The sequence below is a fragment of the Metabacillus sp. KH_069 genome, from assembly GCF_057838075.1.
On record NZ_CM174460.1, the window covers coordinates 996,542 to 1,020,773 of the forward strand.

At 41.8% G+C, this 24,232-nt stretch carries 25 protein-coding genes; 19 read left to right on the top strand and 6 right to left on the bottom strand.

Features of this window, described 5'->3' with window-relative positions; all coding sequences use genetic code 11:
• Positions 1-253 precede the first annotated feature (253 nt).
• From AC3ISE_RS04975 to AC3ISE_RS04985, 3 genes are all read right to left on the bottom strand, one after another.
• Positions 254-568: a DUF3813 family protein gene (locus tag AC3ISE_RS04975; protein ID WP_489223281.1), complete on the bottom strand. Its 315-nt coding sequence runs from the start codon at positions 566-568 to the stop codon at positions 254-256.
• A gap of 1 nt (position 569) precedes the next feature.
• Positions 570-719 carry a hypothetical protein gene (locus AC3ISE_RS04980; RefSeq protein WP_165970965.1) on the bottom strand — a complete coding sequence of 50 codons (150 nt, stop codon included), beginning with the start codon at positions 717-719 and terminating at the stop codon, positions 570-572.
• Positions 720-828: 109 nt separating this feature from the next.
• Positions 829-1,641, bottom strand: coding sequence for a Cof-type HAD-IIB family hydrolase (locus AC3ISE_RS04985; protein ID WP_489223282.1), 813 nt, complete (start codon positions 1,639-1,641; stop codon positions 829-831).
• A 116-nt stretch (positions 1,642-1,757) separates the two neighbouring features.
• On the opposite strand from AC3ISE_RS04985, the gene AC3ISE_RS04990 reads away from it, so the two are divergent.
• From AC3ISE_RS04990 to argF, 9 genes are all read left to right on the top strand, one after another.
• Positions 1,758-2,537: an alpha/beta fold hydrolase gene (locus tag AC3ISE_RS04990; RefSeq protein WP_489223283.1), complete on the top strand. Its 780-nt coding sequence runs from the start codon at positions 1,758-1,760 to the stop codon at positions 2,535-2,537.
• A 51-nt stretch (positions 2,538-2,588) separates the two neighbouring features.
• The gene (locus AC3ISE_RS04995; protein WP_309190734.1) at positions 2,589-2,897 is read left to right on the top strand and encodes a metal-sulfur cluster assembly factor; all 309 of its coding nucleotides are present in this window, start codon (positions 2,589-2,591) and stop codon (positions 2,895-2,897) included.
• Positions 2,898-4,041: 1,144 nt separating this feature from the next.
• Entirely contained in the window at positions 4,042-5,079 is a 1,038-nt protein-coding gene (argC, locus tag AC3ISE_RS05000) for an N-acetyl-gamma-glutamyl-phosphate reductase (RefSeq protein ID WP_489223284.1), read from the top strand.
• Between the two features lie 11 nt (positions 5,080-5,090).
• Positions 5,091-6,317 (top strand): bifunctional ornithine acetyltransferase/N-acetylglutamate synthase, encoded by a 1,227-nt coding sequence (gene argJ / locus AC3ISE_RS05005; protein WP_489223285.1) that lies wholly within the window; start codon positions 5,091-5,093, stop codon positions 6,315-6,317.
• Positions 6,318-6,327: 10 nt separating this feature from the next.
• Positions 6,328-7,107 carry an acetylglutamate kinase gene (gene argB / locus AC3ISE_RS05010; RefSeq protein ID WP_489223286.1) on the top strand — a complete coding sequence of 260 codons (780 nt, stop codon included), beginning with the start codon at positions 6,328-6,330 and terminating at the stop codon, positions 7,105-7,107.
• On the top strand, positions 7,104-8,264 hold the full coding sequence (gene argD / locus AC3ISE_RS05015) for an acetylornithine transaminase (RefSeq protein ID WP_489223287.1): 1,161 nt from the start codon (positions 7,104-7,106) through the stop codon (positions 8,262-8,264). The genes argB and argD overlap by 4 nt, the downstream gene beginning before the upstream one ends.
• 73 nt (positions 8,265-8,337) lie before the next feature.
• Entirely contained in the window at positions 8,338-9,387 is a 1,050-nt protein-coding gene (locus tag AC3ISE_RS05020) for a carbamoyl phosphate synthase small subunit (protein WP_489223288.1), read from the top strand.
• Entirely contained in the window at positions 9,380-12,463 is a 3,084-nt protein-coding gene (gene carB, locus AC3ISE_RS05025) for a carbamoyl-phosphate synthase (glutamine-hydrolyzing) large subunit (protein WP_489223289.1), read from the top strand. The genes AC3ISE_RS05020 and carB overlap by 8 nt, the downstream gene beginning before the upstream one ends.
• Positions 12,460-13,413 (top strand): ornithine carbamoyltransferase, encoded by a 954-nt coding sequence (argF, locus tag AC3ISE_RS05030; RefSeq protein ID WP_489223290.1) that lies wholly within the window; start codon positions 12,460-12,462, stop codon positions 13,411-13,413. The genes carB and argF overlap by 4 nt, the downstream gene beginning before the upstream one ends.
• A 70-nt stretch (positions 13,414-13,483) precedes the next feature.
• Here the strand turns inward: argF and AC3ISE_RS05035 are convergent, their stop codons facing one another.
• Positions 13,484-14,290: an undecaprenyl-diphosphate phosphatase gene (locus AC3ISE_RS05035; RefSeq protein WP_489223291.1), complete on the bottom strand. Its 807-nt coding sequence runs from the start codon at positions 14,288-14,290 to the stop codon at positions 13,484-13,486.
• Positions 14,291-14,436: 146 nt separating this feature from the next.
• Here AC3ISE_RS05035 and AC3ISE_RS05040 point away from each other — a divergent pair, with 146 nt between their 5' ends.
• Positions 14,437-14,616 carry a YjzC family protein gene (locus AC3ISE_RS05040; RefSeq protein ID WP_070879204.1) on the top strand — a complete coding sequence of 60 codons (180 nt, stop codon included), beginning with the start codon at positions 14,437-14,439 and terminating at the stop codon, positions 14,614-14,616.
• 70 nt (positions 14,617-14,686) lie between these two features.
• On the opposite strand, the gene AC3ISE_RS05045 is transcribed toward AC3ISE_RS05040, so the two are convergent.
• Complete coding sequence (locus AC3ISE_RS05045; protein WP_070879203.1) at positions 14,687-14,872, bottom strand: YjzD family protein; 186 nt, start codon at positions 14,870-14,872, stop codon at positions 14,687-14,689.
• 203 nt (positions 14,873-15,075) lie between these two features.
• Between AC3ISE_RS05045 and AC3ISE_RS05050 the strand changes: the two genes are divergently transcribed.
• From AC3ISE_RS05050 to AC3ISE_RS05065, 4 genes are all read left to right on the top strand, one after another.
• Positions 15,076-15,807 carry a hypothetical protein gene (locus tag AC3ISE_RS05050; protein WP_489224267.1) on the top strand — a complete coding sequence of 244 codons (732 nt, stop codon included), beginning with the start codon at positions 15,076-15,078 and terminating at the stop codon, positions 15,805-15,807.
• An 89-nt stretch (positions 15,808-15,896) separates the two neighbouring features.
• On the top strand, positions 15,897-16,751 hold the full coding sequence (locus AC3ISE_RS05055; protein WP_489223292.1) for an NAD-dependent epimerase/dehydratase family protein: 855 nt from the start codon (positions 15,897-15,899) through the stop codon (positions 16,749-16,751).
• 120 nt (positions 16,752-16,871) lie between these two features.
• Complete coding sequence (locus AC3ISE_RS05060; protein WP_489223293.1) at positions 16,872-17,822, top strand: BMP family ABC transporter substrate-binding protein; 951 nt, start codon at positions 16,872-16,874, stop codon at positions 17,820-17,822.
• Between the two features lie 13 nt (positions 17,823-17,835).
• The gene (locus AC3ISE_RS05065; RefSeq protein WP_070879200.1) at positions 17,836-18,021 is read left to right on the top strand and encodes a ComZ family protein; all 186 of its coding nucleotides are present in this window, start codon (positions 17,836-17,838) and stop codon (positions 18,019-18,021) included.
• Between the two features lie 362 nt (positions 18,022-18,383).
• Here the strand turns inward: AC3ISE_RS05065 and AC3ISE_RS05070 are convergent, their stop codons facing one another.
• Complete coding sequence (locus AC3ISE_RS05070) at positions 18,384-18,644, bottom strand: hypothetical protein (RefSeq protein WP_070879313.1); 261 nt, start codon at positions 18,642-18,644, stop codon at positions 18,384-18,386.
• Between the two features lie 163 nt (positions 18,645-18,807).
• Here AC3ISE_RS05070 and AC3ISE_RS05075 point away from each other — a divergent pair, with 163 nt between their 5' ends.
• From AC3ISE_RS05075 to AC3ISE_RS05095, 5 genes are all read left to right on the top strand, one after another.
• Complete coding sequence (locus tag AC3ISE_RS05075) at positions 18,808-19,740, top strand: beta-ketoacyl-ACP synthase III (RefSeq protein ID WP_489223294.1); 933 nt, start codon at positions 18,808-18,810, stop codon at positions 19,738-19,740.
• 37 nt (positions 19,741-19,777) lie between these two features.
• Entirely contained in the window at positions 19,778-21,019 is a 1,242-nt protein-coding gene (gene fabF / locus AC3ISE_RS05080; protein WP_489223295.1) for a beta-ketoacyl-ACP synthase II, read from the top strand.
• A 193-nt stretch (positions 21,020-21,212) separates the two neighbouring features.
• Positions 21,213-21,998, top strand: coding sequence for a DUF2268 domain-containing putative Zn-dependent protease (locus AC3ISE_RS05085; RefSeq protein WP_489223296.1), 786 nt, complete (start codon positions 21,213-21,215; stop codon positions 21,996-21,998).
• Between the two features lie 212 nt (positions 21,999-22,210).
• Positions 22,211-23,197, top strand: a complete 987-nt coding sequence (locus tag AC3ISE_RS05090; RefSeq protein ID WP_070879196.1) for an ABC transporter ATP-binding protein — start codon at positions 22,211-22,213, stop codon at positions 23,195-23,197.
• Entirely contained in the window at positions 23,194-24,210 is a 1,017-nt protein-coding gene (locus tag AC3ISE_RS05095) for an ABC transporter ATP-binding protein (protein WP_489223297.1), read from the top strand. The genes AC3ISE_RS05090 and AC3ISE_RS05095 overlap by 4 nt, the downstream gene beginning before the upstream one ends.
• Positions 24,211-24,232 lie beyond the last annotated feature (22 nt).

Below are 24,232 nucleotides of genomic sequence, written 5' to 3' on the forward strand. Positions count from 1 at the left end.
GCGGTTTTTTTTATAGTATCAGAATTCATATTTGTTATGCTTCAATGGCAAGTGGAAACGCCCAGCAAAACCAAAAAACGTTAATGGAGGGTAAGGAAACGGCTGAATCGTACCCCGCAAAACCGAATAACGGTATGTGAGGGTAAGAATGCCACGGATAACCTGTATTAAGCGGTCAAACCAATTTATTTCCACTTACTAATAAAATAAAATCCCCGAAAAAGAATTTTCGGGGATTTCGATTTCACTTTTGCTACATATTCTTCAGTTCGTCCTGAAGCTCGCTAAGCTGCTTTTGTTCTTCAGGAGAAGCATTTGCAAAGGCGGACATGAGTGCACCTTCTGCTTTTGCTTTTGCGTCTGCATCTGCGCCTTGGCGGCTGTGCTGTGCGCCATTTTGGTCCTGATGCTGGCTTGAATACTGAGTTTGCTGACTGTCATCGTGCTGGCTAAATTGGTTTTGCTGATGATGATCGTGTTTGTTATGATCGTCATTCATCTTGCCGCTTAAAACCTCGCCTGCTTTTTCAACTGCTTTTCTTGCTGCCTGAAATAGTTGATTGCCCATCCTAAAAGCCTCCTAAAGAGGATTTGTCTGCCATTTGAGCTTTGCGCTCTTCTGACTCAGCCATTGTTGTGTGATAAGGGAAACGTTCATCATGTTTCGAAACGGAATCTTTACCTTGCTGTACAAAGCGTTTAGATTTATTACTGCTCATGCGAAATTCCCCCTAAATGAATGTTTGCTGACGCTGCTGATGCGTCCTTACTATTTTGTCTCAACTCTCATGGTTCTATGGATGGTAATCTTCACTAAAAAAGACGCCCTTATAGTGATAAGGCGTCCTTTAAGTAAATGGCAATGCCATCCTCTTCATTTGTTTTCGTTTCTCTGTTCGCAGCTTCCTTGAGTTCAGGAATCGCATTTCCCATCGCTACACCTTGCCCTGCGTATTTCAGCATCTCAAGATCATTGTCTTCATCGCCGAATGCAATGATTCTTTCAGCGGGAATGTTGTACGAATCAGCAATTTTCTTTAATCCCACCGCTTTATTCATTCCTTGCTTAATGATTTCGATCACGTGCCAAGGTGCAGCCCAGCGTCTGTGATCAACAAGCTCAGCATGAACATCGGATAAGTACTTGCGGATATTGTCCACTTCTTCCTCAGAAGCATGGATAAGAATACTTGTTACATCATCTCCAAGATTTTTCCGCAAATCTCCAATCGTGATGTCTGAGGAGTTCATTGTGAAAATATCAAGAAGCTTTTCATCGTGATAATGGAAATAAACATGATCCATTACTTCCGCAAGTATGTTATTAACGTTGTGTTTTTCGCACACTTCAACGATTTGCTTTACAACATCAACAGATAGAGTCGTGTGATACGCTCCCCACTGATCATCTTTTGGATGATGGACAAATGCTCCGTTGAAGTTGACAATCGGCGTATCGAGCTCAAGCTCCTCATAATACATCGAGCTTGCACGATACGGGCGCCCTGTTGAAATGCAGACAATATGTCCTGCATCTTTTGCTTTTTTAATGATTTCTTTTGAATAGGCAGAAATCGTTTTATCATCTTTTAATAAAGTACCATCTAAATCAAGTGCAATTAAATAAGGTTTTGTTGTCATAGAAGCTCCTTTATTCTTTGAATTAAAAAACAAGTCCCACTATCAGTGTATCTTTTTTCCAAGATTATTGTCTACATGTTACACTTAAGATAATGAAAAAGAGGGAGGCATAAAACATGATCGCTGTTGAAAAAATGAATGCAGCCGGTATTCCTTTGCTTCATGTAGTAAAGGATTCTGTCAAAAATGATAAAACACCATTTGTTATTTTTGTCCACGGATTTACAAGCGCGAAGGAACATAACCTGCACTATGCCTACCTGCTTGCTGAAAAAGGTATTCGTGTTGTGCTGCCGGACGCCCTGCATCACGGAGAAAGAAACGAAAATCTTGCAGGACTTGAGTTAAATATGCAATTTTGGAGCATTGTAATAAATGAAATCAATGAATTGCAGACGATTAAGGATTATTTTGAAAAAGAAGAGCTGATTGACCCAGGTCAAATCGGTGTAGCTGGAACTTCCATGGGCGGAATTGTGACACTTGGAGCGTTGACGCAATACGAATGGATCAAAGCAGCTGCAAGCTTAATGGGAAGTCCTTATTATGAACAGTTTTCCCGTCAGCAAATACAATATATACAAAAGATGGGCATTAAAGTTCCGCTCACGGATGAAGAGCTTGAAAAGCACTTCTTAAGTCTGCAGGCTTATGATTTGAGTATACATACAGAAAAGCTCGCAGCCCGTCCATTATTATTCTGGCACGGAAAAAAGGATCAGGTTGTACCTTTTGATCCGACCTACACGTTCTTTGAGGAAATCAAATCGTCCTATGAGGAAAAGCCTGAATATCTGAAATTTATTGCGGATACCAATGCAGATCATAAGGTTTCACGCGAAGGGCTGATTGCTGCCGTCGACTGGTTTGCCGATTTTTTGACTGAAAGCAAATAATTTCAGGTTGCTGCTTTGTTTCGATATACTTTGCTGTGAGGAGTGATTATTATGGATGAAGCACTTAAAGAAAATATTTATGGAGCGCTTGAGCTTGTCATTGACCCTGAGCTTGGTGTTGACATTGTGAATCTGGGACTTGTTTATGATGTGGAGCTTGACGAGAACGGCACAGCGCTTGTGACAATGACACTGACTTCAATGGGCTGCCCGCTTGCAGGCACAATCATCGATCAAGTAAAAACAGCCTTGCGTGATATTCCCGAAATTAAAGAAACAGAAGTAAATATCGTCTGGAATCCGCCATGGACAAAAGACCGAATGAGCCGAATTGCAAAAATTGCATTAGGTGTACAGTGAAATAGGGAGATCCCGGTTCTTAAAGGAACCGGGATTTTTTTTGTGAGCGTTTATAGGATAACTTCAGTAAAAACTGCTAGATGACTCAAAATATTGAAGGAATACCTGTAATCGTCCAAACCGGAGAGTCAGTTTATGATGGAGTGTCCGAATGATTCCACATTCAATGGAAAGAGCACGAAGAAGAGGAATCAAAAGCGTACTATCATTCCACAATCGATGAAATGAGCGCGAAAAGAGGAATCAACCGCATACTATGATTCCACAATCGATGAAATGAGCGCGAGAAGAGGAATCAACCGCATGCTATGATTCCACAATCGATGAAATGAGCGCGAAAAGAGGAATCAAAAGCATACGATGATTCCACAATCGATGTAATGAGCGCGAGAAGAGGAATTAATCGCATGCTAGGATTCCACAATTTATGGAAAGAGCGCGAAAAGAGGAATCAAAAGCGTACTATGATTCCACAATCAATGAAATGAGCGCGAGAAGAGGAATCAACCCCATGCTATGATTCCACAATCGATGAAATGAGCGCGAAAAGAGGAATCAAAAGCATACTATGATTCCACAATCGATGAAATGAACGCGAAAAGAGGAATCAACCGCATGCTATGATTCCACAATTTATGGGAAGAGCGCGAAAAGAGGAATTGAAAGCATACTATGATTCCACAATCGATGAAAAGAGCGCGAGAAGAGGAATCAAAAGCGTACTATGATTCCACAATCGATGAAATGAGCGCGAAAAGAGGAATCAAAAGCATACTATGATTCCACAATTTATGGAAAGAGCGCGAAAAGAGGAATTAAAAGCGTACTATGATTCCACAATCGATGAAATGAGCGCGAGAAGAGGAATCAACCGCATGCTATGATTCCACAATCGCGGCCAAAACCAGAAAAAGTGTCCCCAAAGAGTACACCCACCCCAAGTCATGAAAGAGGTACAAATATAATTTTAATAAAGTCGCCACTCTGATCAAATACGGTAAACTCTATCAGCTCGCACCGAGCAGCCGCAAACAATCAATTAATCTATAAAATTTTTAAATATACAATTGATTTTATTTTTATGCAGTATTATAATGGGTACTAATTCAAATAAAAGAACGATATAAATTAAAGGGTGATCCAATTGAATGTAGGTATTATAGGTGCAACGGGCTATGGGGGCAATGAGTTATACCGCCTTCTAACAAAACATCCAAAAGTGGATAAATGTATTTTATATACATCTTCTGAAGACGGAAAGGCATACAGGGAATCTTATCCTCATTTAACCGGCATAAGCGATGAATTACTGGTCCGCATAGACAGCGCCTCAATCGACAAAGAGGTTGATGTCCTGTTTATGGCCTCACCGCCTGGAGCTGCGGCAGAGATTTTGCCGCAAATCAACTTAGAACAAGTAAAGGTGATTGATCTGTCAGGAGATTTGAGATTAAAAGATTCTGCTTTATATGAAAAATGGTATAAACGAAAGGCTGCAGACCAGAAGATTGTTGAAGCAGCGGTATATGGTCTTTCTGAACTGAATAAACCATCCATTATGAAGGCATCCATTCTTTCAAATCCAGGCTGCTTTCCGACAGCTTCAATTCTTGGCCTTGCGCCGTCTGTCTCTAATGATCTGATCAATGAATCTTCCATTATTATTGATGCAAAAACAGGAGTTTCGGGTGCAGGGCGAAAAGCCGGCATCGGTGTTCATTACTCAGAAGTAAATGAAAATCTGAAAATCTACAAAGTGAATGGTCATCAGCATATTCCTGAAATTGAACAAGCGCTTCACCTGATGAATGAAAATATTTCGGCCATTACCTTTCAAACACATTTGGTTCCAATGACAAGGGGAATTATGGCAACCATCTACGCGGATGCAAAAGGAGAAATGAGTTCAGAGGAATTACTTGCATGCTATCAAGCTTTTTACAGAGATTCCTATTTTGTCAGAGTCAGGCCGCTTGGAGAATTTCCATCGACGAAAGAGGTATACGGTTCGAATTTTTGTGACATCGGCCTTTCTTATGACGAGCGGACAGGAAGAGTCACGATCGTTTCGGTGATTGATAACTTAATGAAGGGCGCTGCAGGTCAGGCCGTGCAAAACTTTAATATGATGAATGGATTTGAAGAAACAATGGGATTAGAGCTCACACCGCTATATCCATAGGAGGCTGAATTATGCTGAAAGTAAAAGAGTCCATCGGGCTTTGCAAAATAGATGAAGGATCGGTTACATCACCGGCTGGATTTACAGCAGATGGGGTACATACCGGACTGCGATATGCAAAAAAAGATTTAGGCGTTTTAATAAGTGAAGTTCCGGCAAGCTGTGCGGCCGTTTACACCCAAAGTCATTTTCAGGCAGCTCCGCTGAAAATAACTCAAGAAAGTATTGAAATGGATCACAAGCTGCAGGCGCTAATAGTGAACAGTGCGATTGCAAATGCGTGTACAGGCGAGCAGGGATTAAAAGATGCCTATGAGATGAGAGCATTGTGCGCGAATTCTTTTGGATTGAAAGAAGAGCATGTGGCAGTAGCTTCGACAGGTGTTATCGGTGAATATTTAAAAATGGACTGCATCCGGAATGGTGTGGGGGATATTTCTCCTTCAAAAGACGGGTCACCGGCCTTCCAAGAAGCGATATTAACGACGGATACTGTGACGAAGAAAACATGCTATGAAATGATGATTGACGGAAAAAAAGTAACGATCGGCGGCTGCGCAAAAGGGTCCGGGATGATCCATCCAAACATGGCGACAATGCTTGCATTCGTTACAACCGATGCCGCTGTCGAAAGCAATGTTCTGCAGCAGGCGCTCAGCGAATTGACGGATGTTTCCTTTAATCAAATTACAGTTGACGGCGAAACCTCAACGAACGATATGGTTTTAGTGATGGCAAATGGATTGGCGAATAATGAACCTCTGACTTCCCAGCATGATGATTGGGATATCTTCAAGCAGGGCCTAAAGCTTGTATGCGAAGATCTTGCAAAGAGCATTGCACGAGACGGTGAAGGCGCTACGAAGCTGATCGAAGTGACAGTCGAAGGAGCAGCAACTGATGAGGAAGCAAGAATTACGGCAAAAAAAGTGGTCGGATCAAGCCTTGTCAAAACAGCCGTTTATGGAGCTGATGCCAACTGGGGAAGAATTATCGGTGCAATCGGCCACAGCAGCGCAGAGGTGAATCCTGATAAAATCGGCATCTTTTTAGGTGATCAATGCCTGTATCATAATGGGCAGCCTCAGAATTTCTCTGAAGATAAGGCAAAAGAAGTCCTGGAAAATAACACAGTGAATATTCATATCGACCTCCGGATCGGAAACGGAGAGGGAAAAGCCTGGGGCTGCGACCTGACATACGATTATGTCAAAATTAACGCAAGCTACAGAACGTAAGGAGAGGACCATGAGCGAAGTTGTCGTGTTGAAATGCGGAGGAAGTATAGTTGATGAACTGTCAGAGCCATTTTTCGGAAGCCTGCAAGAGCTGAAAAAACAAGGATATAAAGTCGTCATTGTCCACGGCGGCGGTCCTGCAATTAATAGCGTTCTCCAAAGCATGAACGTTCAGACGCAGTTTATTAACGGGCAGAGAAAGACAACAAAGCAGGTCCTGGATATCGCTGAAATGGTGCTCGCAGGCCAAATCAATAAACAAATTGTAAGAGCTCTGGAACAAAATAACCTCACTTCTGCTGGAATTGCAGGTTCTGATGGCGGAATGCTGACAGCTGAGTTTTTAAATGAAAAAGAACTTGGTTATGTAGGACAAATTTCAAACGTCCAAATTCACCTGATTAAAACACTGCTTGATGGTGATTACATACCTGTCATTGCTCCAATTGCGAGAACAGTGAATCATCAAACTCTTAATGTCAACGCAGATACAGCAGCAGCAGCTATAGCAAGTGCACTTGGTGCCAAAAAACTGCTGTTTGTCACAGATGTACCAGGTATTTTAAAGGAAAAACAAGTGATCAATCATACAACGCCCGATGAAATTGAAGAGATGATTGGCGCAGGAATCATTAACGGCGGGATGATTCCGAAAGTGCAGGCTGCGATCAAGTCATTGTCTCAATCTTTAAAAGAAGTGATGATTGTCAGCGGTCAGTCAATGTTTGTTGCAGAACAATCCATCTTGGGAACAAAAATTACCATGAAAAAGGAGGCTGCATTTAAATGAGTCATGTATTTCCTACATATGCACGCTGGGATTTGGAGATAAAGGAAGCAAACGGTTCGGTCGCCACCGATCAAAACGGCAAAACTTATCTTGATTTTATTTCAGGAATTGCGGTTTGTAATTTAGGCCACGGAGACAAGGATGTGAAGAAGGCGGTTCAAGATCAGCTTGATAAAGTCTGGCACGTTTCGAATCTTTTTCAGCATCCACTCCAGGAGGAAGCAGCTGAAATTCTTACAGAAAACAGCTGCGGCGATGCGGTGTTTTTTTGCAACAGCGGGGCAGAAGCAAATGAAGCTGCGATAAAGCTTGCGAAAAAGCACACGGGCAAAACGAAGATTGTTACTTTTAAGCAATCGTTTCATGGAAGAACATTTGCAACGATGTCTGCAACTGGCCAGGCGAAAATTCATGATGGCTTTGGGCCATTATTGCCGCAATTTGAATACTTGCCATTCAATGATACAGAGTCTCTTTCCCAATTAGACGGAGATGGCTATGCTGCTATTATGCTTGAAGTGATTCAGGGAGAGGGCGGAGTCGTACCTGCAGAAGCTGCATTTTTAGAAAAGGTAAAAGAAACATGTGAACGGCTCGGCTCACTGCTGATTATTGATGAAGTACAAACAGGCATTGGAAGGACAGGTCTGCCATTTGCTTATCAGCACTTTCAAGTAGAGCCTGATATTATAACAGCAGCCAAAGGGCTCGGCAGCGGATTTCCTGTTGGAGCGATGATTGGAAAAAAAGAGCTGATTGCATCCTTTCAGCCGGGTTCACATGGAACGACATTTGGAGGGAATCCGCTGGCGATGGCAGCAGCTAAAGCAACGCTCACAAAAATCTTTCAGCCCCAATTCTTACAGGAAGTCACTCAGAAATCAGGGAAAATGGCTGATATGCTTAAATCTGCATTGCTTGATGCACCAGCTGTAACAGAGATTAGAGGTAAAGGTTTCATGATCGGCATTCAATTAAATCATGAAGCAGCACCAATTATAACGGAACTGCGAAGCAATGGATTATTAACACTCCCTGCAGGTCCAGACGTCATCCGTCTGCTTCCTCCGCTCACTGTAACAGCGGATGAAATAAATGAAGCGGTTAAGATCATAGAAAAAACGATCAAACACGCAGCGGTGACAGTCAGCAAGTAACATAAATTTTTTTAAATCTAAATGTATAAATATACTTAAATATAAATAAAAATTCATTACGAGGTGAATGAAAATGAGCGGTTACCTGATTCTTGAGGATGGCACCAGCTACAAAGGAAATTTGAACGGCGAAGACAGTGAAGGAGAGATCGTCTTTTACACGGGCATGACAGGCTATCAAGAGGTGCTGACAGACCCATCGTATCAGAATCAGATCATCGTGTTTACTTATCCTTTGATCGGAAATTACGGCATAAATGCAGTTGACTTTGAAAGTGAGAGACCGCAAGTAAAAGGTGCCGTTTTTTATGAATGCTGTGAACATTTCTCTCATTATGAGGCCGCTTATAGTGTCAAAGAATACTTGGGCAAATGGAACATTCCATATATCAGTCATGTTGATACAAGGTCCATCGTCAAGCAGATCCGTAAAAATGGAACGATGAAGGCGAAGCTGTCGGCTGATTGTAATCAAATAAAACAAAGTAAAAGTATAACAAAAAAATTGCCTGAAACCCAAAGGGGGATCACTGCTCTTGGAGAAGGATCTATCCACATTGCCTTGATTGATTTCGGATTCAAAAAATCAATTTTGCAATCGTTTCTGAAAAGAAACTGCAAAGTAACGATTATTCCATATACAGAACTGAATCAGCTTGCGCATATTCAGCCTGATGCAGTTGTTCTATCAAACGGGCCTGGCGATCCAAAAGAACTTGAAACCTATTTGCCGGCTATAAAAAAGATTGCTGACAGCTATCCAACGCTCGGCATTTGTCTTGGGCATCAGCTTATTGCCCTGGCTTATGGAGGAGATACGATGAAGCTGCCGTTTGGACATAGAGGAGCGAATCATCCTGTCGTGGACCAGAAAAAAGGAAAGGTCTTTATGACTTCTCAAAATCACAGCTATGTGGTGACGTCAGCGCATCATAAAGAGTTTGGCGTCAGATTCACCAATGTGAATGATCAGTCGGTTGAGGGGATGTTTCATCAGACACTTCCGATTCTGTCCGTACAATTTCATCCAGAAGCCCATCCAGGACCTGCAGAAAGTGAATATATCTTCGATGAATTTCTGGAAATGGTTCTAAACACAAGGAGAGAAATGGTTTATGCCTAAACGTCATGATATTAAAAGCATCTTAGTAATCGGATCTGGCCCAATTATCATTGGCCAGGCTGCAGAATTTGATTATTCCGGGACTCAGGGCTGCATTGCCTTGAAAGAAGAAGGATACAAGGTCATTCTTGTGAACAACAATCCGGCAACGATAATGACGGATCATCAATACGCAGATGAGGTCTACTTTGAACCGCTGACGGTAAAAAGCCTCACGAAAATTATTGAAAAAGAAAAACCGGATGGTCTTCTTGCAACTCTTGGCGGTCAAACCGGACTCAATTTGGCTGTGAAACTTCATGAGGCCGGAGTTCTGAAAAAACATAATGTGCAAGTTCTGGGTACATCTGTTCAGTCGATTCAAATGGGAGAAGACAGAGAAAAGTTCAGAAAGCTGATGTATGACCTGAAGCAGCCTGTACCTGACAGCGAAATTGTAACGGGTGCAGATGAAGCACTGGCATTTGCACAGGAAATCGGCTACCCGATCATCGTCCGCCCAGCTTACACACTAGGCGGTAAGGGAGGCGGGATTGCTGATGATGAAAAGTCATTAATTGACTTGATGAAAAGCGGATTAAGTGCAAGCCCGATTCATCAATGCCTTGTTGAAAAAAGCATTGCCGGATTTAAAGAGGTTGAATATGAGGTTATGAGGGATGCAGCCAATACGTGTATCACTGTTTGCAATATGGAAAACATCGATCCTGTCGGGATTCATACAGGGGATTCAATCGTAGTAGCACCTTCACAAACGTTGACTGATCATGAATATCAAATGCTCCGGAGTGCTTCGTTAACCATCATTTCAGCTTTGAATGTGGTTGGCGGCTGCAACATCCAGTTTGCTCTTGATCCGGTAAGCAAGCAATATTACGTTATAGAGGTCAATCCGCGTGTCAGCCGTTCTTCAGCTCTTGCATCGAAAGCGACGGGCTATCCAATTGCCAAAATCGCTGCAAAGCTTGCAGTCGGCTACACATTAAGCGAACTGAAAAACCCTTTGACACAGTCAACCTTTGCAAGCTTTGAGCCTGCTCTTGATTATGTTGTCGTGAAGTTCCCAAGATGGCCATTTGATAAATTCAAGGACGCCGACCGCACGCTTGGTACTAAAATGAAGGCAACCGGTGAAGTGATGGCGATTGAAAGAAATCTCGAAGCCGCCATCCAAAAAGCAGTATCATCACTTGAACTCGGAAATATCGGAATTTATTTTGAAGAAATATCACTGCTGTCAGATCTTCAACTCTTAAACATCATAAAAAAAGCTACAGATCAGCGTTTTTTTGCCATTATTGAGCTGTTAAGAAGAGGGGAAAGCATAAATGTGATCCATGAGGAAACAGGGATTGATTATTATTTTCTAAACAGCTTTCTCTCACTTGTCACATTGGAAAAAGAGCTTAAATCCCTAACCTTGCACGAAATCACTAAAGACTTCCTATCCTATGCAAAGGAAAAAGGATGTTCTGATCTGTACATCGCACATTGTTTAGATGAAGATGAATCTGCTGTAAGAACACTGAGAAAATCACTCGGCATCACAGCTAAATATAAGCTGGTTGATACATGTGCAGCGGAATTTGAAGCGAGAACCAACTACTATTATTCAACTTATTTCGGAGAGTGTGAGCTAGAAAAAGCGGCAAATCCAAGAAAAAAAGCGCTGGTACTTGGATCAGGCCCCATCCGCATCGGACAGGGAGTTGAGTTCGACTACAGCGCTGTGCAGGGAATACAGGCCTTGCAGAAACTAGGGTATGAAGCGATTATGATCAATAATAATCCTGAAACAGTCAGCACGGATTTTGAAACAGGAGACCGTCTGTACTTCGAACCGCTCACAGCCGAACATGTTCTGAATGTCATTGAAGCTGAACAGATAGATGTAACGATTGTGCAATTTGGCGGCCAAACCGCCATCAATCTTGCAGCCGCACTTGAAGAAAACGGAGCACTCCTTCTCGGAACAGATTCAAAAACCCTTGATATCCTTGAGGAACGAGAGAAATTTTATCACCTATTAGATGAAATAGAAGTCGCTCATCTTCCCGGCACAACCGCTCATAACGCAGAGGAAGCCATCAAGGAAGCAGAAAATATCGGCTATCCTGTTTTAATCAGACCGTCTTACGTCATTGGGGGAAAAGGGATGATTGTGCTTGAAAATAAAGAGCAGCTGGAGATGCAGGTTCAAAAAGCCGGCACTCAGGTCTTTCCAATCCTAATTGATCGCTATGTCACAGGCCAGGAAGCTGAAATTGATCTCGTTGCAGACGGCGAAAGCATCCTCATTCCTGCGGTGATGGAGCACATTGAGCCAGCTGGTGTGCATTCAGGAGACAGCATGGCGATTATTCCTTCCAAGAATATTAGTGACAAGCTGAAGCAAGACATGCACCAGGCGGCTCAGAAAATCGTGAAGCAGCTCAATTTTAAAGGAATCATGAACATCCAGTTTCTGATTCAAAACGAAACGCTGTACGTTCTGGAAGTCAATCCGCGGGCAAGCCGGACGGCTCCGATTGTCAGCAAAGTCATGGATGTCCCGATGATTGAACTTGCGGCAGGAATGCTGAATGGAGAAAAACTCACTCATCATTATATAGAAGAAGATAGACCATATACGGCTGTGAAATATCCCGTTTTTTCTAGTCACGCCCTTCAAAATGTAGACCTTAAGCTAAGTCCTGAAATGAGATCAACAGGGGAAGGCATGTGCCTTGCACCTACATTAAAGGAAGCGCTTGGCAAGGTATTTGATGAAGATCACGATAAGAGCAGCGTCAGTGTTTTTATGGATGAAATCGATTATGCCCTGATCCAAAAAGCAGAGGCGGTTGGACTGAAAACTGAAACGGAATGTTTTCTGAAATGGGCTGAAACGGCAGAGAACGGCGTGTTTGTCAGTTTGAAAAATGAAGAATCGAAAGAAAAGCGGCTGCTTGCTGCCGAAAAAGGAATCAAAGTTTTTTCAGATTCCGCATCTTTTATGGCTTATTTAAAAGCGGCACCTGACTATGAGGTTTATTCAATTAGAGAACTAACAAGAACAGGAGTGAACATGATATGAGTTCGATAAAATTGGCACAGACTAAATCATCCGCATTATTAGGAAAAGATTGTTTGACCCTGCTGGATTATACGACTGAGGAAATCCTGCATCTTGTTGAAGAAGGAATCCATATGAAGAAATTTCCGATTCAATCGGTTTTGTCCGGAAAAATATTGGCAATGATTTTTGAAAAATCGTCAACTCGGACACGTGTATCGTTTGAAGCGGGAATGCAGCAGCTTGGAGGGAGCGCGCTCTTTTTAAGCAGTCAGGATCTTCAATTAGGCCGCGGGGAAAGCATTGGTGATACAGCCAAAGTCCTTTCAGGGTATGTAGATGCTATTATGATCCGGACGTTTGAGCATAAAAAAGTAGAGGAGCTTGCGCTTCATGCTTCCATTCCAGTTATTAATGGACTGACGGACACATTCCATCCGTGCCAGGCACTTGCAGATTTAATGACGATCTTCCAGCTGAAAAAAACGTTTAAGGGCACAAAGGTTGCATACGTCGGCGATGGAAATAATGTTGCGCACTCTTTATTAATTGCGTGTGCAAAGGTTGGAATGGATGCGGTCATCGCTCATCCGGAAGGGTACGGTCCAGATCCGTCCGTAATGGGGAAAATCGATGAGATCTGCAAACAGACAGGAGCTGTCATCTCTGCCACAACGAATCCGCAAGAAGCTGTTCATCAGGCAGATATTGTGTATTCTGATGTATGGACGAGTATGGGACAGGAAAAAGAAAACGAAATCCGCCTTGCTGCGTTTAACGCTTATCAAATTAACGAAGAGCTAATGAGCGGTGCAAAAAAAGACAGTCATTTTCTTCATTGTCTGCCGGCACATCGCGGTGAGGAAGTAACAGCAGAAGTCATTGACGGAAATCAATCAGCTGTTTTTCAGCAGGCGGAAAACCGTCTCCACGTTCAGAAAGCCCTGCTGAAGGAACTTCTGGTTGGATAAAATCACATATTAGAAAACTTTAAAAGCATATAAAATAAAGCATGGATCCAATAAAAGATCCATGCTTTTTCTAAGCAAAAAATAAAACAAGCGGTCCGGCAATGAAGCAATAAAAAGCAAAGTACTTCAAATTCCCTTTTTCCATAATGCCCATAAACCATTTTAGCGAGAAGTAAGACATGATCAAGGAACCGATAAACCCTGCTGTATAATGCAATAAAAGCTCGCTGAAATGTTCATCGGAAATCAGATCGCTTATGCCAAGAACCATTCCTCCTGCACTGACTGGAATAAATAATAGGAAAGAAAATCTCAAAGCTGTTTCCTGCTTTGTTCCAAGCGCCATTGCAGCAACAATCGTAGCTCCTGAACGGCTGATGCCGGGAATTAGGGCGACTGCTTGGGCAAAACCAATAATAAGCGCATCCTTAACCGTTAAATCCCCATCTTTTTTGCTGCCTCGAAGATTTCGGATAAGGTACAGTGCAATACCTGTTACGATAAGGGAACCTGCGGCAAGCTGAACATTTTTGCTTGAAAGAACATCTTTAAATAAGATTCCAAGCACAGCTGCAGGGATCGTAGCAATGATTAAATAAACAATAAACATAAAGTCTTTTTTTGCTGAGGGGTCCTTTTTCACTGCATAATTCGCTCCGTTAACCGCTAAGCGAATTAAATCTTCACGGTAAATTAAAAGTACGGCAATCAGAGAGGCCGCATTCACAAGGAGTTCAAAGCTTAATCCCTCAATCTTGACACCCAAAAAGTGCTGGGCGAATACAAGATGTCCGCTTGAGGAAACAGGGATTGGCACTGTGAACCCCTGAAATAAACCGAGCAGTAAATATTTTAAAATTAAATAAACTTCGTCCATCTTTTTCCTCCGATCCTTCTGAGGTCATTACCATTAAACTATAGCGAAGAAAACGTGTAAAGGATAAATTTCTAATCCGCTTTACATGTATTTCAAAGAGATTTGCCATACTACAGAATGAAGGAACTTTAAGGAGGGATCTTATTTTGGGGCAGCAGCATCGCTTTAAATCAGGTCAAAAAGCACCTAATAATGGCATCTACGTAGAAGTTGGGGAAACAGGCTCAATGGTCAAAAATCCTCAGAAAATAAAGCTTCAGGCAGGAGATCATTTCCCTGAAACGTCAAATGATGACCGCCACTGGACGTATCAAAGAAAACCATAATCGTGACACCCGAAAAAAAACCCTACTATTTATAGTAGGGTTTTTTGTGTGCAGAGTCGAAAATTAGGTATTAATGATGTCCCTCTGCAGATCGGTCAGGCACAACTTCCCCGAGGATCAGGATGAGAACGGTTGCAACAACAGCAAGAATAGAAGCAGTAACAAAGTTATATGCAACACCTGTCATTGAAGAAACGACGTAAGCCATCATTTGCATTAATAAAAACGTCCAAAAAAATGTCCAAAAATAGCGCAATCTGTTCACCTCATTCTTCAAACAATTCTATGTCCATATTATCATACATAGATTGTGGAATAAAAGCTTTATTTACCATGAAAGTTGACTATTTCATGAACGTTCATTGCTGAATAATTAGGCGAATATCCATTCGCTTTCACATGAACGAACATATCTTATATAAAGTGCTCAAAGTACGAAAGAAAGGTGGTGGGCAAATGATGGGAATTACAAAACGTTTATTTCAGCTGGAATCAGAATGGAACATCATCCATTATCCTTATAAACCAAATGGATTCGGTGTCTTTATCTTTGGTGACAAAACACATTTCGTCGATGGGGAAACGAGCTTTTGGCAGCAGCACTATGGCAGAAACCAGCTGCTTTCAATTTTGCTTGACGCAGGTTATACCGTTTTCACTTCTAACCTTTACGGTGCAAACTGGGGAAGTCCGAAAGCACTGAGTCTTGCACAGAAGATTTATCATATAATCATGAAAAAAGAAATACTGAATGAGCGGGTTCATATTCTTTGTGAAGGGATGGGGGCGCTGATTGCCAAAGAATTTATGAAGCTTTCTAATGAAAAAATCCGCTCTGTCGCAATGTTTAATCCATGCCTGAACCTTCAAGCCCACCTTGCAAAAGAAAGAGAAAACATGTTTTTTTATAAAAGGCTGACAAAAGAAATTGCGCATGCATATGAAATGGATTCAAAGAAAGTAAAAGACCATCATTTTCAAACAAGTTTTGACCGCACCAGCATTCCTGTTCATATATGGCAAAGAATGAACAGCATCACTTACCCTTATCAGGATCACAGTAAAATCTATGAAGACTACAGAAGCAAAGAAGGCTCCCCTATCGACTTAACCTTTCATCTGGCAGACAACCAATACAGGCTGAATCATTCCGTAGTGAAATTCTTTAAAGAAAACGAAAAAAATTTATAAGCGGAATCGTCCTGATGGTACCCGGGACGATTCTTTTGTGCTCAAATGCTGCATACCATACTATAACGCTTCCTAAAAGGAGGAAATGAATGATGAGAAAAGCATTGATCGCAGGCTTTGGCCAATTTGTCGGTTTTGCTCTATGCAGCCGCCTGCTTGAAGATGGCATCGGGGTTGACGGATATATGAATACCTATAGAGATGATCAGGAACAAAAAATTGCCGATGAAAAAATGATGCTGATTGGCAGAAATGCTTTGTTTGAAAAAATCTCTTCAATCACAGAAGCTAAAGAAAATGATGTGATTTTTTATTGCATTCAGGATCCAACTGATAAGGAGAATAGACATGATTCAACTTTATTAAGTGATTGTGCTGATCTTTCTATAAAACAAAAAATTCCATTTGTTCTCATATCATCTGCTGAAGTTTTCAGTGAAGCTCAAGAGAAGATCGAAAAGGATACGGTTCCCCATCCTTCAACAGAAAACGGCAAGGCCCATCTGCAGCAGGAGTTAGAAATCCGCGAGCTGTTTGGAGAATCAGAGCTGTATAAGATTGTCAGATTTCCCGGCCTTTTTGGACCTTGGCAGCCGCAAACAAGCTTCATTCATCATTGTATTATTTCAGACTTGACGGGAAAAAAATCTGATTTTGAAGCAAAAGAAGAGAAAAGAGATATTCTCTTTATTGATGATGCAGTCAGCACTCTATTGGAAATTGCAGAGGCACATCCTTATAAAGAATCTGTTGTTCATCTCTCGTCTATGAAAGAAGGCCAGTGGAGCAAAATCGCTCAACTATTTTCGGAAAAGGCAGACCGGAATCTTTCTTATAAGGTATCGAAGGAACTCATCTGTCCTGTTGAAACCAGTATTTCTTTAGAAAAGGGCATACAGATCCAAACAGAATGGATCAAGCAAAACCTGTATATTTACCAATAATTTTAGATAAAATTCAAGTTTTAATCGTTATTGGGAAATATATCCTTGTGCGATGAATTGGTTACAGTCTAAAATATAGGAGGAATCATGACTTGCACAAGCTAAAAGGAGTTGCTTGGAATGCTGAAGAAAAGTATTCTATTCGCCATGTGCCTTTTTTTTCTGACAGGATGCGGACAACCCAGGCAGAATGAACTTGAAAAAGTGGGTTTGCTTGTCCCGGATACAATCAGTGATCAAGTATGGGGCACAAAGGGATACAAAGGATTATTGAAAATACAATCACGGTACGGTGTTGATGTTTTTTATAAAGAAGGCATGAATAATCAGGAAGTAGTCAGAGAAGCAGTAAAAGAGTTTTCGGGAAAAGGCGTCAATCTGATTTTCGGCCACGGCAGTGAATATGAAGTGTTTTTTGAAGAATTGAATGAAGAATATAAAGATATCCATTTTGTTTTTTTTAATGGCGAGGCTGATGGGGACAATATGACGAGCCTTAACTTTGACTCGAATGCCATGGGTTTTTTCGGGGGAATGATTGCCGGTGAAATGACAAAGACAAATAAAATCGGGATAGTGGCAGCATATGAATGGCAGCCAGAAATTGACGGCTTTTATGAAGGTGCGAACTATCAGAATCCTGATGTCGAAGTTGATATTCAGTATGTGCAAAGCTGGGATGATGTAAAAACCGCCCTTAATTATACAGATGAGATGATCGCAGAAGGCATAGATGTTGTATATCCTGCAGGCGATGGGTATAATGTACCTGTCATTGAACGCGTAAAAGAAAATGGTCTGTACGCAATTGGGTTTGTTTCCGATCAGTCAGATCTTGGCGAAACAACTGTTCTCACAAGCACCATTCAGCATGTAGACCGTTTATATGAGCTTGTTGCCGAAAAATATTCAGATGGTGAACTGGAAAGCGGAAATTTGTATTTTGATTTTCAGGACGATGTCATTGAACTCGGCAAATACAGTCCGAGTGTGGATAAAGCCTTTCAAAACAAAATACAGGAACATATTGAAACATACAGGCAGACAGATAAGCTGCCTAATCAAATATAAAAGGGGAATACATATGAGCCATGAACCGAAAACGTTAGAATTTATGCAAATCGCCATGAAATATCTTCCAGAAGCAAAAGCGAAGCTGGATGAAGCAGGCATAGAAATTACGGCTGATCATCTTCAGCCTATGATGGAGCTGCTTACAAAAGTAATGAATGATGCTTATGAATTAGGAAAAAATGAAGCAGGCAAATAAACCTGAAAAGTCCACAGTTTACATGAAACTGTGGATTTTTTATTTAGGCTGTTTTCGCATAGCTTTCCGCTCCAGGAACTTGCTTTCCGCGGGGAGCATGGAAGCCTCCTCGGCTTTGCCTGTGGAGTCTTCCATTTTGCTCTTTTTCCCGCAGGAGGCAAGTTTATCCGCTGCTATCCACTTAGTGTTATTAACATTTAGTCTGGCAGCAACAATATTTACGAAAAGAGCCTTTATTTATGAGAACTCCCGTAACTTTCCAGATTAAAGGAGTCATACACGTACATTATTCTCTTCCATGGAATTCTCCAAATCTTGGTCATTTCTCATAAATAAAATATTCTATCTCATCGAACTTCAGCCTATTTTAACTTTTGTTTGAAATAGTCCAAAATCGGAGAAAATTCTTTTACTACTGGCTTTAATTCTTTTAAAGAGTCCATAATATTATCAATCTGCATGAAAAGCTGAAAAAAATCTGTCTCTGACTGAGGTTCCTGCTCATCTGGAGCGGGGGTTCTTTCTGCTTCCTTCTGCTCTATGCTGCGCTCTCTTTTATCTCCAAACATGAAGGATGAGAAGAAATCTCCGGACTCTTCATATTGTCTTTTTTCGCTCAACATAAACACCTCGCTTCTCCTTCTTTATTAGTACTGTATGTTTTCTTTTATAACTTGTACGGGGCATTTGCACAGATTTTTGATTGAAATTTTAAAAAAGATAGGATAAAATTAGTACCAGGTAATAATAATTGATTCTAAATATAGGATAAAAGGAGCTGCGTATATGAGTGCAGGGATAATTGGAATCGGACGGTATAATCCAGATCGTGTTGTAACAAATGCGGATTTGGAGAAAATAATGGATACGTCAGATGAGTGGATACGCACACGGACTGGGATTGAAGAGCGAAGACTTGCAGACGATGAAACAGATACTTCTGATATGGCCTATTATGCCGCCCAAAAAGCGATTGAGAATGCAGGCCTGACTGCTGAAGATATAGATATGATTTTGGTGGCAACGGTCACGCCTGATCAGCCTTTCCCATCTGTAGCGTGTATGCTTCAGGAGAAACTGGGTGCAAAGAAAGTGGCTGCCATGGATTTAAGTGCTGCATGCGCGGGCTTCATGTACGGATTGATTACAGCGCAGCAATTTATTGAAACAGGCGCCTATAAAAATGTTCTTGTTGTAGGTGTAGAAAAACTTTCAAAAATCACAGACTGGGATGACCGGAATACAGCTGTTCTTTTTGGAGACGGAGCTGGTGCGGCAGTTGTCAGTTCAGTAACACCTGGAAAAGGATTCCTTGCGTTTGAACTTGGTTCGGACGGTTCTGGCGGAAAGCACCTATATCAGAGCGAAAAGCTTGTAATGAATGGCCGCGAAGTCTTTAAATTTGCAGTCAGACAAATGGGTGAATCAAGCGTAAATGTGATTGAAAAGGCAGGACTTAAAAAGGAAGATGTTGATTACTTAATCCCGCATCAGGCCAACATCCGGATCATGGAAGCCGCCAGAGAACGTTTAGAGCTGCCGGTGGAAAAAATGTCAAAAACGGTTCACAAGTATGGCAATACTTCTGCGGCATCGATTCCGATTTCTCTTGTAGAAGAACTGGAAGCAGGAACGATAAAAGACGGAGACCTTCTTGTAATGGTTGGTTTTGGCGGAGGGTTAACCTGGGGAGCCATTGCCATGAGATGGGGCAGATAATAAATATTACAGCTAGTGAAAGGTATGGTGTTTTTATATGAGCAAGAGGCGAGTTGTCATTACGGGTATGGGAGCAATTACTCCAATTGGAAATGATGTTGCATCAACATGGGAAAGCGCAGTAAATGGAAAGTCCGGTGTCGGTCCGCTTACCCGTATTGATTCAAATGATTATCCGGCTAAGGTAGCTGCTGAAATAAAAGATTTTGATGTCGAGACATACATGGATAAGAAGGAAGCAAGAAAAATGGACCGCTTCACTCAGTATGCGGTTGCTGCATCTTTTATGGCAGTTCGCGATGCGAACCTTGAAATTACAGATGAAATCGCTCCCCGCACAGGTGTGTGGATCGGTTCTGGAATCGGCGGAATGGAAACGTTTGAAAATCAGTTTGAAACACTTCTTACAAAGGGCGCAAGACGTGTAAGCCCATTTTTCGTCCCAATGATGATTCCTGATATGGCAGCAGGCCAGGTTTCCATCGCTTTGGGCGCGAAAGGTTTTAATTCCTGTACAGTGACAGCATGTGCAACCGGCACAAACTCCATTGGGGATGCTTTTAAAGTTATTGAGCGGGGAGATGCAGATGTCATGATTTCCGGAGGAACAGAGGCGCCGATTACAAGGATGGCATTTGCGGGCTTCTGTGCAAGCAAGGCACTGTCTACGAATCCCGATCCTGCTACAGCAAGCAGACCATTCGATGCAAATCGCGATGGATTTGTTATGGGAGAAGGAGCAGGCATTTTAGTTCTTGAAGAACTTGAGCATGCACTTGCCCGCGGTGCAGAAATTTATGCAGAAATCGTGGGGTACGGCGCAACAGGCGATGCCCATCACATTACAGCTCCCGCACCAGGCGGCGAAGGCGGTGTTCGTGCGATGAGAATGGCGATGGAAAACGGCGGACTGTCACCTGAAGACGTAGATTATGTGAATGCACACGGAACAAGCACATCATACAACGATAAGTTTGAGACGCTAGCTATCAAGGAAGTATTTGGAGAGCATGCTTATAAGCTTGCTGTTTCATCTACGAAATCAATGACGGGCCATTTGCTCGGTGCTGCAGGCGGAGTTGAAGCGATTCTTTCGATTCTTGCAATCAAAGAAGGCATCATCCCTCCAACGATTAACTACAGCGAAAAAGATCCGGAGTGCGATTTGGACTATGTGCCGAATGAAGCGAGAAAAGCCGAAGTGAATGTGGCACTCAGCAATTCACTCGGATTTGGCGGACACAACGCAACGATTATCTTTAAAAAATACGAGCAGTAAAACGAAAAGTCAGCTTAGCTGGCTTTTTTTTTAGTTTTAGAATGTATAAAAACTTTGCGCATTAATGTCTAGCGCTAGCGCCCCAGCTCCTCTGCCAGTGCTAAACTGGTGCTTGCGCTTTTCTTAGTTGATGGATCTTTTCACTTCCTCAAACACACCTTCATAAGATACGGCAGGAGGGAGTGGAGATTCCATGACTGTCATCAAAACAAATGAGTGGCTTGAACACTCTGCAGATCATATAAAAATTTGCGAGCGTCTGAAACCTTACTTTCATAAAAGCAATCCTGAGGAAATCAGCAAATATCTTCATTCATTTGGGATGTTCAAAGGAGAGCAGACTGGTGAGAGCCTTTATAAGGATTTAAAGAAGAACAGTGTTTGGGAATTTGTAAAAACGGATGAAGCTGCATTGAAAAAAGAGTGGGGCGGACCGGACGTGCCGATTTTCATTTTGCCTGCAGATGCAGGGAATCGGAAAATGAGAAATGAATATGGAGGGAAATCAGGCCTTGCTTTCCACGATAAACTTTTCTTGTTTTTATCGAATAACAGCAAAAAAGAGATTCAGACTATTCTTACACATGAGTATCATCATGTTTGCAGACTTGCAAAAGATCCTAAAAAAGAAAAAGACTACACGCTGATTGACGCTGTGATTCTCGAAGGACTCGCCGAGAATGCCGTACGTGAGCGAATGGGTGCGGAATTTACGGGTTCATGGACAAAATATTATTCAAAAGAGCAGCTGACTCAATTCTATCAGACAATCATTGAGCCTAATCAGAATATAAAAAGAGACTCGCGCAAGTTCTCTCAACTGATGTTTGGAACCGGCTTTTATCCCAAAATGCTTGGCTATGCAGCGGGTTATCACATAGTGAAATGTTACATGGAGATGACAAAAGCGAATATAAAAGAATTATTCTCCGTTTCTTCAGAAGAAATAGTGAAAAAGTCATCGATAAAACCCAATTAAGGGTTTTTTTATTGGTATTTTTTCCTAATAATGATTGTATTTTTAATATAAAGTTACATTATTTTAAAAATTAGCTTGATTTTGTAAAACTTTTGTAATACTATACAAATATATATTTTCTGACTATTCTATTTATAGAGAAAGTTAAGATGATTTATAAAATTGAGTATATCAAGCGGTTTATCTTTTACATCATAGGGCGGTGAAGGGTATTGTCAGTACTGTTGGAAGTTAAAAATCTAAAAACCTATTTCTACAAAAAGAAGCAGGCTGTTCCGGCTGTGGACGGTGTTGACTTAAAGATACATAAAGGCGAGACGGTTGCACTAGTAGGAGAATCTGGTTCAGGTAAAAGTATCACTTCTTTATCGATTATGGGACTTGTTCCTAGCCCGGGCGGCAAAATTGTTGATGGAGAGATCTTATTAAACGGCAAAGATTTGGTGAAGTTACCTGAAAAAGATTTGTGTAAAGTCCGCGGAAACGACATATCGATGATCTTTCAGGAGCCGATGACATCTTTAAATCCGGTGCTTACAATCGGAGACCAGATTACAGAAGTGCTGATGTATCATCAAAAGCTTCCAAAAAATCAAGCTGTTAAAAAAGCAATTGAGTTACTTAGATTAGTAGGTTTCTCCCGTGCTGATGAAATCATCAATGATTATCCCCATAGATTATCAGGCGGTATGCGCCAGCGTGTCATGATTGCCATTGCCATGAGCTGCAATCCGAAACTGCTGATAGCAGATGAGCCTACAACAGCACTGGATGTAACGATTCAGGCGCAAATTCTAGATTTGATGAAGGATGTCAGTCAAAAATTTGACACTAGCATTCTATTAATAACTCATGATCTTGGTGTTGTATCTGAAATTGCAGAGCGGGTTGTTGTTATGTACTGCGGTCAGGTGGTAGAAGAAGCTTCTGTGGATGACTTGTTCAATGAGCCGCTTCATCCATATACACAAGGATTAATGGAGTCTATTCCTTCAATCGATGGAGATATAGAGAAGCTTAATTCAATTCCCGGGAACGTTCCGACTCCCGATAATCTCCCGGCAGGCTGCAGGTTTGCACCGAGATGTCCGAAAGCATTTGATAAATGTTTCAGTTCACTTCCCGCGCTCACGGAAAAATCAGCTCATCGCTCTGTCCGCTGCTTTTTATACGATGATGAGGAGGCCGCTGTTCAATGAAAGTAGTAGACGCAGAAGTAAAATCACCGCTGCTGAAACAGGACGATACAATCCTTCAGCTGATAGATGTCCAGAAGCACTTTCCAATCAAATCAGGTATTCTGCAGCGGACTGCAGGACATGTAAAAGCAGTAGACGGCATTAATTTAACCGTAAAAAAAGGTGAAACCATCGGTATAGTAGGAGAATCAGGCTGCGGAAAGTCTACAGCAGGACGAACCATTATCCGCTTATATGAACCGACCGGAGGCAAGATTATTTTTGACGGGCAGGATATTTCACATTTACCCGAAAGTGAACTCCGCAAAACCGTCCGGAAAAATATTCAGATGGTATTTCAGGATCCATTTGCATCGCTGAATCCCCGGAAAACACTCGGTTCCATTATTAAAGAACCAATGGATACACATAGTTTATATAGAGGAAGAGAGCGAACAGAACGAGTAGAAGAGCTCCTTGAAAAAGTAGGGTTAAACGCCTCCTTCATTAACCGCTATCCGCATGAGTTTTCCGGAGGACAGCGGCAGAGAATTGGAATAGCCAGAGCCATCGCGCTGAATCCGCAAATGGTTATTGCTGATGAAGCGGTTTCTGCGCTTGATGTTTCGATTCAGGCTCAAATCATTAACCTGCTTGAAGATCTTCAGGACGAGTTTAACTTAACTTATATGTTCATCTCGCATGATTTAAGTGTAGTCCGTCATATAAGCGACCGCGTGGGCGTTATGTACCTTGGAAAAATGATGGAGCTTGCTGATAAGCACAGTCTCTACGCAGAGCCGCTTCATCCTTATACTCAAGCTCTTTTATCCGCTGTGCCTGTTCCAAGAAAAGCAGGTCAGGCAAGAAGAGAGCGCATTGTATTAAAAGGAGAGCTGCCAAGTCCGGCCAATCCGCCTCAGGGCTGTGTTTTCCACACTAGATGCCCTGCTGCGACAAGCGTCTGCCGCGAAGCTGTGCCTCAATTTAAAGAAGTAAAGAAAAATCATTTTGTTGCCTGCCATCTATACTGATGGCAGGATCAGCATATAATCA